The following is a 9,975-nucleotide window of genomic DNA, read 5'->3' on the forward strand; positions in this document are numbered from 1 at the left end:
ACCAGGTGCTCGGCGTGGCAAGACTCGCAGCGAACCCGTAGAAAGCCATGCTCCAGCCGCCCGCATTGGAGAAATTCTTCAAATTCCCGTTGCACATAGCCCGGCAATTCCTTTCCCTGCTCTGCCATAAGCGCAGCGAATGCCGGGTAATACTCGTCAACGATCTGATAGAGAAGGGTTTGCTCGGGTCGGTGGCTCTGGTAACGACCAGTATCCCGATCCCGGCTGGCCGTCCTGGCCGCCACATGAGGCATGTTCCGCGTCCTTGCAATACTGTGTTTACATACAGTCTATCGCTTAGCGGAAAGTTCTTTTACCCTCAGCCGAAATGCCTGCCGTTGCTAGACATTGCCAGCCAGTGCCCGTCACTCCCACTCTATTGATGTGTGCTTAAAAAACAGGAGGGTTTAACTTGGTAAACTATACATACTCATTAGGAGTTTACCATGAGCAAGAAACAGAAGACTTACACCGCAGAATTTAAAGCTGAAGCCATAAAAGCCATTGAAGAGAACCAAGGTAATGTATCGGAATCCGCTAGACAACTTGGCATTTCAATGCAAACCCTTTCGAACTGGAATAACAAAGCAAAGGCTGGAACTTTAGCAGGCACAAAACAGTATTCGCCCGATCTAAACGCCTTACTCGAAGAAAATAAGAAGCTTAAACAACAGCTCAAAACAGCTGAAATGGAACGTGAATTTTTAAAAAAGGCAGCAGCGTACTTTGCCAAAGAAAGTCAGTGAGGTACGCCTATATGAAATCGCAAAGCCACTTATTTCCGATTATTTTAATGGCTCGATTACTTCGTGTATCCGTTTCTCGCTTTTATGATTGGCTAAAGCGAGGCATGAGTAAAAGATCAATTCAGCGAAATCAGCAGACAATTTTGGTCAAAATAGCCCATGAAGAAACCAAACAAAGCTATGGCTATGTTCGATTAACCAAGCATTTACAAGCGCAAGGTATCAAAATAAGTACGTATGCTGTGCGCCAAATAAAAAAATCAAATCAGTTGTATTGTAAGCGCCATAAGCGTTTCAAAAGAACCACGAACAGTGATCACAACCGTTCTATTTATGACAATTTACTCAAGCAACAGTTTTCAATGACGAAGCCTAATCTTGCGTGGTCGAGTGACATTACCTACATTTGGACGGCTGAGGGCTGGTTGTACTTGGCAGCTGTCAAAGATCTTTACACGAAACAGGTTGTTGGCTATAGCTTAAATGAGCGCATGACAGCCAAGCTTGTTTGTGATGCATTGAATATGGCTATTCGCAATCAGAAACCTGCTAAAGATCTCATTGTACATTCAGATAGAGGCAGCCAATATTGCAGTAATGAATATCGAAACTTACTTGAGAAATTTGATTTTCAGGGTTCAATGAGCAAAAAAGGCGACTGCTTTGATAATGCACCGATAGAGAGTTTCTGGGGCATACTCAAAAATGAACTAGTCCATCATCGCAACTACAAAACAAGGGAAGAAGCCAAAGCGGATATTACAAAATATATAGAGTTATTTTATAATCAGCGAAGAATTCAAAAAGGCTTGGATTTTAAGACACCAAATCAAATGGCAGAAGACTTTTATCGGTTAGCTGCCTAGAATCTCCCAAGTGAAAGTCTCCTGCTAATTCAGCACACATCACTGTTGATAAATTTTCTAAACAAAAAGGATCAAACTAATCTATAAGCTTTGTGGGTTAGAAAAAAAATAACTCACTTTGCATTGATCATATTTAAATTCTTGTTTTATCCATAGCACTAACCTATTAATTTTAAAAAATAATAGGTACTGGCTAAATAGCAAATCGATACATATCTTTTTCATAGAGGAAATATGATTTTAGTAAGTTCTTGTCTGGCTGGCTTAAAGGTACGTTATAACGGGACGCATAGCTTAAACGAAAAAATCGAAAAATTAGTCAAAGATGGAAAAGCTACTATGGTATGTCCAGAGATTCTTGGCGGTTTATCAACACCACGCGAACCTGCCGAGATTTCGGGAGGTAATGGCGATGATGTCTTAGATGGAAAAGCCTGTGTAATTGAAAAATCAGGAAAGGATGTGACTTCAATCTATATTGAAGGGGCATATAGAACTTTAAAAAAAGTTCAATTATTAAAAGCTACTCTGGTAGTGCTTAAAGAAAATAGCCCTTCATGTGGTAGTTCAATGATTTACGATGGTCAATTTAATGGGAATAAGATCTATGGCAATGGAGTTACCTCCGCTTTGCTTAAACGTCATAATATAAAAGTCATTTCAGAAGAAACTTTTTGGCAACTTTTACCCTAGTTCCTCCGCTTTTATTTAAAATCTTCATGCAACTCCAACCACGCCCCCCTTTGCAATATCAAGTCTCTTCGGTATTTAGAGATATAGTGAGGTAATAATCTAAGAAGCATATCCATTACTTCCACATCAGTTAAAAAGTAGTGGTTCAATTTTATGCTGTAATTCTTTAACAATTTTAGCAAGCTGATCATGTAAAACTAACCAACATTGCTCATGACCTTGCCCAATATATTCATCTATTATGAGTTGCAAAATGTCTTGATCTATCTGACTTAAGAATTCTAAAAACCATGTCGCAGCAACATCCTTGGCAACTATTGTTTTATGATCTAATGTATAAGCTATACGGCATAGCGCTAAAATTTGATTACATTCATCCTGATCGTCTTTCCAATGAGCAATAATTTGTGGATAAGTTTTTTGCATGGCAAATATTAATTGTTCATAGCTAATTGGATTTAACCAATCGCAAATATCAGGTCCAAAGATAGTAATGTTATGTAATTGGGCAGTTTTAAGTAAAATACTAATATCTGGATCAGATTGACTATAAAGTAATTCACCTTTGAGTAATTCTTCTCTCAACCACTCGCCATATTGTAGCTGATATGTATATGGATGATTTTTATTGGTAATACTCCCTTTTTCTAATATCGTAATTTCTAAGGCACGCGCTGTAGCATGACCAATCGGAACAGATATATTTAGAAAATTCTGCGCTAATTGTTTTCTTTCCTGATCGGTAATTTCACGTTCAATAATAACTAAAATATCAAGATCACTTTTATGTTTTAAACCACCATCAACATACGAACCATATAAATAAATAGCATAAAGCTTATCTTTAAAATTTTTTTGTAAAAGCTGTTTTACACTTTCAACTTGGCGACACTCTTCATCATTTAAGCTTTGCATATGATTTTTAATTTAAAAAAATAAGTAATGAATTCATAGAGCATTATACAGAATAAGTGTAAATAATTTAATCAATTAGTAAATAACATACTATTTTTACAATATATTTACTTTCAATATAGAGTTTAATACATAAAACTCTATCAATCAAAAAAAGCTTGAAACAACATCTGAATAGTAAGAGTCATTTCCTCCTCACTTAGAGATGGATCCGGAAATTTGAACAACTCCTATAAGTGATACTCTGCTCCTCAAATGATGTTATAAACATCAATATATGGAGTATTTTATGGCACGTAGACCAAGAAGAAATCATTCAAACGACTTTAAGGCTAAGGTAGCACTTGCTGCGATCAAAGCAGAAAAAACACTTGCTGAATTGAGTTCTGAGTTTGATGTTCATCAAAACCAAATTATTGACTGGAAAAATCAATTGATCTCAGCTTCCTCACAAGCTTTCGATCAATCAAAAGCTCCATCAGAACCTCCCATTGATCTTAAAAAGTTACATGCAAAAATCGGTGAGCAGGCATTAGAAATTGATTTTTTAGAAGGTGTGTTGAAGAAACTGGGCCGCTTCAACCACAAAAGTTAATCGATCACTCACTTCAGATTTCAGTATCTAAACAAGCTAAGTTACTGAAAGTCTCTCGTGGTTGTTATTATTATCGCCCAAAACCTGTTAGCTCATCAGATCTGAAGCTGATGCGATGTATTGATGAATTACATATGCAATATCCTTTTGCAGGCAGTCGTATGATGCGTGATTTGTTGAATCGTCAAGGGCATCATATAGGACGACGTCATACACGTACTTTAATGAAGAAAATGGGTATTCAGGCGTTATATTGCAAACCAAATTTAAGCCAGGCTAATCAAGCTCACCGTAAATATCCATATCTGCTCAAAGGATTGGCTATTCAGCGCAGTAATCAAGTGTGGTCTACGGATATAACGTATATCCCTATGGCAAAAGGCTTTGTTTATTTATGTGCTGTGATTGATTGGCATAGCCGCAAGGTACTTGCGCATAGGGTATCGATTAGTATGGAGGTGGATTTTTGTATTTCGGCTTTAAATGAAGCGATTGAAAAATATGGATCACCTGAAATATTGAATACAGACCAAGGCAGTCAGTTCACCAGTGATGCATTTATTGATGTATTGAAATCAAATGGCATTCAAATCAGTATGGATGGTAAAGGTCGATGGGTAGATAATGTGATGGTTGAACGATTATGGCGGAGCGTTAAATATGAAGAGGTGTATCTCAAAGCTTATAGCAGTGTCACAGATGCGAAAAAGCAATTGAGTGCATATTTTGAGTTTTATAATCTGAAACGACCTCATTCGAGTCTAGACAAAATGACACCAAATGAGTTTTACTATGATCAGCTACCCCAACAAAACAAGGTGGCTTAACTAGAGCGGAATATCACTTATAAATACGCTTTTAGTTGTTCAAACAAGTGGAACCACCTCTGTTTGTAATGATATTTTATAAAATTCAATATTAGATCTGCAGAGAAAAACTTATCAAACTAAGTATTGGCTAGTCTTTTTCTTCGAAAAACTTATCAAACGAAGTATTAAGTTAATCTTTTTCTTCAACTTCTTCCTTAAACTCAAACAAATCATTCATCGTACAGTTAAAGTACTTACACAACTTATCGGCGACTGGTAATTCAATACGTACAGCACGGTCATAATACATACTTGTGAGCGTGTTGCGATTGATACCTGTTGCATGCACCACTTCACTTAATTTTAAAATTTTTCTATCGCCCATGAGGCTAGATAACTTACAAGTAATCATATTTAAATTAATTTACAAAAAATAACTTGCTGTGGGTTATTTGAAGTTGTTGACTGAGTAATACTTTGCTAAAATTAACCTACAGCAGGTTATTACAACTTATAGAAAGTATATTTTATCCATTTCAACTAAATTATAACTTTTTAAATATAAGGATTGAACCTGCATTAGATTATTTTGTGGAGATGACCGCCGTGTTACCAAATGAGTTATTGATCAGCCAGCAAGCTCGTGACTTAGGAAATCAATTAATTAAAGAAATGAACATCAATAGAAGTTATGGAATGGCTAATTTTCTTGGAGTAAATACTTGCTATGATAATCATCAGGCTGTACTTATTTGGACATTTCAACTGCTTGAAAGGGAACCTGCCTTAAATGAATTAGCAGAAATTAAAAAATATTTTCTTTTAATCTTTCCAGATAGTGTTTATCAATTAGCCTAAGTTGTTTTTAAAATTAATTTATTAAATAAAAAGCACTAAATCAAAGAAAGCTTTATTTAAAAATACCTATTAATTCAAAAACATACCATTTACTGAATATATGAAGCATAGGTTCCTGCTCTATCACTCACTCGTACTAAAATTACATCGCTCTTTTTACTGATACTAAACAATTTATGTCCACGCCACGTTCTGCGGCTTCGAGGGCTAGTTTTTGTTGAACCACTGAGAACAAGGACAACAAACTGCCTACTATATTTTCCCGGAGAGTGGTGTAGGAACTTTTTCATTATTGCTAATCATATCAGCGACAACATCAGCAACGAGCTCCTCTATTCCTGAGAATGCTTTAGACTGATCCGCATCAAGCCAAGACAATGATGGAAACTCAGCACATCATTCGTTTAAGACCTATTTTAATGACGGCACTGGTCGCAAGTTTAGGTTTTATTCCAATGGCGTTAAACACTGGAATTGGTGCAGAAGTACAACGACCACTAGCAACAGTTGTTATCGGCGGTATTGTATCTTCTACAATTTTAACTTTGTTTGTATTGCCTATTTTATATCAATGGGCGCATGGCTCTGAGAGTAGCAAACAGCAATCCGACGAAATTTAAAATCAAAAAAAGCAGCTTAATTACTAGGTTATGCCTAATTAAGCTGCTTTTAATATTGTATGCCCAACATTTTATTGATAAAGCTTACTGCGCTTCATCCCGACAATTTTCATTTAAAAACTCAAACTCTATCGTTGTATGCGATAAATGATAGGAAGATAATTTAGCTGCAACTTCTTGTTTAAGCCTAATTAATTCTTTAACGTCAAAGTTGTCACTCAGCTCAAGGTGCGCTGTTAAAACGTGACTTTCACCATCTAGTGACCAAAAGTGCATGTGGTGGATACCATTAACTTCAGGAAATTCCATTAGTGATAGTTTAATACGCTTTTGAGTCTCTTTATCGGGTGCAGCTTGAAGAAATAAAACGAGTGTTGATTTCAGGTTTTTGAAAACATTAAACAAGATGAACAGCGTGAACCCTATTGATAAAAGGGGATCTAATATCGGCAGTTCAGCGAACAACAGTACGATAGAGACTATAAGAACGGCAACCCATCCAAGTACATCTTCAAGAAGGTGCCATGTCAGCACTTTCTCATTTAATGTTTCACCCGCTTTTAATTTTAATACAGCATATCCGTTAACGGCAACGCCGAGTATCGCTAGCCCTAACATCCCCTCGACTACAGGCATTTCAGGATTGGACAGCTTTGGAATTGCTTCAAATAAAATCCAAATTGAGCCAATGATTAAAACAATACTGTTTATCAATGCGCCAAAGAGAGTAAGTCTACGATAACCATAACTAAACTTATCTGATGCTTCTTTATCTGAAAAACGACTTAAAATCCACGCAAAACCTATTGAAAGACTATCACCAAGATCGTGAACTGCATCTGCCATTATCGCCGTACTGTTAGTGAGCCAACCACCTATAAATTCGATAATAGTGAATGTCACATTAAGGAAAAATGCCCAACCAATACGGTCATCTTTACCATGTTGATGACTATGATTATGGTTGTGCATTTTGTACCTCTAGTACTTTTCTATTTCTTAGTTTTGATACATTCATATTAATCAAGTGACGTATCAAGCGTTGATATATCCAGCGTTTGAACCCCGACAAGTTAGTCCCTTTTTCGAGATAGAACTCATCAGGGGAATCATAAAGCCCAAAGTCATCATGAATACCTTCTTTTTGAATATAGGTATTTTCTCCACGCCAATCTGTATCTGGTGATGAAAAGCACTTTGTTGCAACACCATAACCACAAAAATCATCTTTTACAAACTGATAAGCGGCACCAATTTTGTTGAAGTTATCCAAGTTTTTCCACCTACGTTGATCGATCAAGGATTGGATATCTTTGTGTTCAAAATTAACGATATTCGTATTGTTTAAATATTTCTCAGTCATTTTTTATATATCCTTTTCGTTGCATACTTATACTATAGACTCTATAGTAACTATAGAGTCAAATGTCTGGGGGAAATTGATGAAAATAGGCGAATTGTCAAAAAAATCGGGCTGTTCAATACAAACGATTAGATATTATGAAAGAGAAGGATTACTGTTAAATCCAAATCGTTCAGAAGGTAATTTCAGGCTGTATGATAGCAAAGCACTTAAACAATTGGAATTCGTAAAGCATTGTCGCAGCCTAGATATATCACTCAATGATATTAAACGTCTTATCGAATTAAAAAATAAGCCAGAAGAAAGCTGCTCTAGCGTTAATGCATTAATTGATCAGCAACTTGCACTAGTGAATAAACGCATGAAAGAATTAAGGGCGCTTAAAGCTGAATTACAACAAATGGCTAGTGCTTGTGGTTCGAACAACCCAACATACTCATTATATTCTGCTGACCATGTAACACGGCAAGTATATTGTTTACTATCCATTTGAAACCCCATAATGTTTTAAGTCTATGTATAAAAGTACGATTTTCACTTAGCAGTACTTAAATAATCACCCCACCACTGCATCATTTCAGTCCGCTGGGCTAAATAGTCAGCGTGATTATAGCTGGCACGGGTACGGTTCTTATCAATATGTGAAAGTTGTGCCTCAATCCAGTTATCCTGGAACAAACCTGAGTCATTCAAAATGGTACTAAAAGTGGAACGTAGTCCATGAGAGGATAATTGATGTTTTCCATAGCCCATCTTACGTATAGCCATATTTAATGTATTAAAATGAATCGGTTGATTATGTTTCCGTGGGCTAGCAAAAATGTACTTTTCACCGTATGACCATTGCATGACGTCTTTTAAAATATCTAAAGCCTGATCTGAAAGTGGAACTAAGAAGTCGGGAATCTCATGGCCTAATATGACTTTTCGTCGAAACTGTTTAATATGCAAGGCAGGTATTTTCCAGACTTTTTCATTTAAATCAAAATGATGAGGCTCAGCCAATAACAATTCAGCCCCTCGCACGCCAGTATGTAATTTGAACAGCAGTGCTTTTTTAATAATCGGATGGGCATCCAATTTTTGTAATTTATACTTAAAATCAGATATATCCTCCGCTTTCAAATACGGATAATTTTTCTTGATTTTACTGTTAATGGCGATTTTATTTAAACCATGCGCGATGTTGAATTCACAATAACCCATCGCTACAGCGTAGTCATAAATTTGGTTCAAATAACTACAAGCTTTCTTGACAGGTTCTTTTACTTGGCGTCCCTCTATTTTTTTGATTACTGAAACCAGGTCATAACGCTTGATGTTTTGAAAAGGTAGATCCTGAAGGTCTGGATAAATATCTTGCTGTAAGCATCTTTCTGCTAACTGTAGTACACCACAGCGGGGTAGATCGTTGAAGGCATTTTTCAGTTTGAACTGTAACCACTCCTCCCCGACCTTACCAAAGGTGATGACATTAGAGGCAGTATCTTGTTCAAAACAGAAATCATTGTCTTTAAAGTCATCTCTGACTTGTCGTGCCTTTTTCAGCGATAAATCAGGATAACGACCTAACTGAATGCGTCGACGTTTTTTAGTTTGTGGATCTGTATAGCGATAGCACCAAGATTTTCTTCCACTCGGCTCAATCTTCAGGCTAAGCCCATCTTCATCGGATAAAAAACTGGTTTTTTCCTTACAATGAGCTTGGCGAACTTTAATTTCAGTAAGACTCATGGAATTTAAATGAAACCTAACAATGGGTTGATTGGATCAATTATATCAAAATAGAACGCTTTATGTATGATGCGTACACTACGCATCATATATATTTGTAATATATTGTTTTATATATTTAATATTTTAAGTATTTGTATTTTAGTAACCATTATAAGTACCACCTCTTCTTTAAGTTCCCAACAACTCACTTTTTCTGTCATCAATGTTAAATAAGTCTTGTGCTTTAAATTCTTAGATGACCTCCTCTACCCTTTATTATCATTTTTATAAAAGTAACTATATGTACTCATTAAAATTTGTAGAGCTCAAAAACAAAAAAGACCGCTATATAGCAGTCTTTTAACTTAATTAAATAATAATTAATTCATTTTCATCATAAGTGCATAAGCATCACGTTTGTTTTGACGCAATGATTCTATCTCGGACTTCGTCAGCTGTTTTACGAGAGTAATTAACTATAACTAAAAATATAGACAAATATTTGCATAAGTTCTCATTTTGTCTATGTCGATTCAGTAGTGGCAAGGTGGGTATTTATTAGAGATTTAAATGATTATCTTTTGTATTTTAGGTGAGTGTCTTGGTATATTAGCATCCATATCTATTGATTATCCAATCCCTTAACCTAGGCATGACTTTGTGAAATTAACACGCATCCACCATTGTAAAAACTTGAATGTGCAAAAGTACAAACAGCTTGAGAAACAAGCTGTTTTACTTGGTCGTATTCGTAGCGAGGTGTGGGCTAAATATGGTGCTATTTCAGGTTTGAA

General features: G+C 36.0%; 11 protein-coding genes and 2 pseudogenes. 6 read left to right on the forward strand and 7 right to left on the reverse strand.

What is annotated here, in order from left to right; translation table 11 throughout:
- The coding region (locus FTU09_RS13115) for an IS91 family transposase (RefSeq protein ID WP_032478794.1) at positions 1 to 254 on the reverse strand (254 nt) is incomplete at its 3' end.
- Positions 255 to 446: 192 nt separating this feature from the next.
- Between FTU09_RS13115 and FTU09_RS13120 the strand changes: the two genes are divergently transcribed.
- Together FTU09_RS13120 and FTU09_RS13125 are read left to right on the forward strand one after the other, a co-directional pair.
- Positions 447 to 1,612, forward strand: a protein-coding gene (locus FTU09_RS13120; RefSeq protein ID WP_119285041.1) for an IS3 family transposase whose coding sequence is annotated in 2 segments (ribosomal slippage) — positions 447 to 705 and positions 705 to 1,612 — 1,167 coding nt in all. Because the reading frame shifts where the segments join, the coding sequence is not laid out codon by codon here.
- A gap of 234 nt (positions 1,613 to 1,846) precedes the next feature.
- The gene (locus FTU09_RS13125; protein WP_077170035.1) at positions 1,847 to 2,305 is read left to right on the forward strand and encodes a DUF523 domain-containing protein; all 459 of its coding nucleotides are present in this window, start codon (positions 1,847 to 1,849) and stop codon (positions 2,303 to 2,305) included.
- Positions 2,306 to 2,431: 126 nt separating this feature from the next.
- Here the strand turns inward: FTU09_RS13125 and FTU09_RS13130 are convergent, their stop codons facing one another.
- Positions 2,432 to 3,220 carry an aminoglycoside adenylyltransferase domain-containing protein gene (locus FTU09_RS13130; protein WP_038350081.1) on the reverse strand — a complete coding sequence of 263 codons (789 nt, stop codon included), beginning with the start codon at positions 3,218 to 3,220 and terminating at the stop codon, positions 2,432 to 2,434.
- Between the two features lie 277 nt (positions 3,221 to 3,497).
- Here FTU09_RS13130 and FTU09_RS13135 point away from each other — a divergent pair.
- Positions 3,498 to 4,642 (forward strand): IS3-like element ISAba14 family transposase gene (locus tag FTU09_RS13135; RefSeq protein ID WP_099046175.1). Its coding sequence is split into 2 segments (ribosomal slippage): positions 3,498 to 3,762 and positions 3,762 to 4,642, totalling 1,146 coding nucleotides; the frame shifts between segments, so codons are not numbered across the junction.
- A gap of 172 nt (positions 4,643 to 4,814) precedes the next feature.
- Here FTU09_RS13135 and FTU09_RS13140 read toward each other — a convergent pair.
- The gene (locus tag FTU09_RS13140; protein WP_004658364.1) at positions 4,815 to 5,036 is read right to left on the reverse strand and encodes a helix-turn-helix transcriptional regulator; all 222 of its coding nucleotides are present in this window, start codon (positions 5,034 to 5,036) and stop codon (positions 4,815 to 4,817) included.
- A 194-nt stretch (positions 5,037 to 5,230) separates the two neighbouring features.
- On the opposite strand from FTU09_RS13140, the gene FTU09_RS13145 reads away from it, so the two are divergent.
- Positions 5,231 to 5,482, forward strand: coding sequence for a hypothetical protein (locus tag FTU09_RS13145; RefSeq protein WP_004658363.1), 252 nt, complete (start codon positions 5,231 to 5,233; stop codon positions 5,480 to 5,482).
- Positions 5,483 to 5,734: 252 nt separating this feature from the next.
- On the opposite strand, the pseudogene FTU09_RS13150 reads toward FTU09_RS13145, so the two are convergent.
- Positions 5,735 to 5,878 (reverse strand): annotated as a pseudogene (locus FTU09_RS13150) (antitoxin HicB); the annotation flags it as partial.
- Between FTU09_RS13150 and FTU09_RS13155 the strand changes: the two are divergent.
- A pseudogene (locus FTU09_RS13155) lies at positions 5,878 to 6,102 on the forward strand (efflux RND transporter permease subunit); the annotation flags it as partial. The pseudogenes FTU09_RS13150 and FTU09_RS13155 overlap by 1 nt on opposite strands.
- 84 nt (positions 6,103 to 6,186) lie before the next feature.
- Here the strand turns inward: FTU09_RS13155 and FTU09_RS13160 are convergent.
- Positions 6,187 to 7,074 (reverse strand): cation diffusion facilitator family transporter, encoded by an 888-nt coding sequence (locus FTU09_RS13160; RefSeq protein WP_127800877.1) that lies wholly within the window; start codon positions 7,072 to 7,074, stop codon positions 6,187 to 6,189.
- Entirely contained in the window at positions 7,061 to 7,465 is a 405-nt protein-coding gene (locus FTU09_RS13165; RefSeq protein WP_163146585.1) for a hypothetical protein, read from the reverse strand. Before FTU09_RS13165 ends, FTU09_RS13160 begins: the two co-directional genes overlap by 14 nt.
- Positions 7,466 to 7,544: 79 nt before the next feature.
- On the opposite strand from FTU09_RS13165, the gene FTU09_RS13170 reads away from it, so the two are divergent.
- A complete protein-coding gene (locus FTU09_RS13170; RefSeq protein ID WP_005245163.1) occupies positions 7,545 to 7,958 on the forward strand; it encodes a Cd(II)/Pb(II)-responsive transcriptional regulator in 414 nt (137 codons plus the stop codon).
- A 41-nt stretch (positions 7,959 to 7,999) separates the two neighbouring features.
- Here FTU09_RS13170 and FTU09_RS13175 read toward each other — a convergent pair whose 3' ends face one another.
- Complete coding sequence (locus FTU09_RS13175; RefSeq protein WP_005245164.1) at positions 8,000 to 9,199, reverse strand: integrase arm-type DNA-binding domain-containing protein; 1,200 nt, start codon at positions 9,197 to 9,199, stop codon at positions 8,000 to 8,002.
- Between the last annotated feature and the right edge of the window lie 776 nt (positions 9,200 to 9,975).

Origin of the sequence: Acinetobacter sp. YH12058, from assembly GCF_013419805.1 — a bacterium.
Classification (GTDB): Bacteria; Pseudomonadota; Gammaproteobacteria; order Pseudomonadales; family Moraxellaceae; genus Acinetobacter; species Acinetobacter towneri.

Excerpts from the sequence above, each read along its gene's own strand:
- FTU09_RS13125 (WP_077170035.1), top strand. The coding sequence starts at position 1,847 with ATGATTTTAGTAAGTTCTTGTCTGGCTGGCTTAAAGGTACGTTATAAC.
- FTU09_RS13130 (WP_038350081.1), bottom strand. The coding sequence starts at position 3,220 with ATGCAAAGCTTAAATGATGAAGAGTGTCGCCAAGTTGAAAGTGTAAAA.
- FTU09_RS13140 (WP_004658364.1), bottom strand. The coding sequence starts at position 5,036 with ATGATTACTTGTAAGTTATCTAGCCTCATGGGCGATAGAAAAATTTTA.
- FTU09_RS13160 (WP_127800877.1), bottom strand. The coding sequence starts at position 7,074 with ATGCACAACCATAATCATAGTCATCAACATGGTAAAGATGACCGTATT.
- FTU09_RS13165 (WP_163146585.1), bottom strand. The coding sequence starts at position 7,465 with ATGACTGAGAAATATTTAAACAATACGAATATCGTTAATTTTGAACAC.
- FTU09_RS13170 (WP_005245163.1), top strand. The coding sequence starts at position 7,545 with ATGAAAATAGGCGAATTGTCAAAAAAATCGGGCTGTTCAATACAAACG.
- FTU09_RS13175 (WP_005245164.1), bottom strand. The coding sequence starts at position 9,199 with ATGAGTCTTACTGAAATTAAAGTTCGCCAAGCTCATTGTAAGGAAAAA.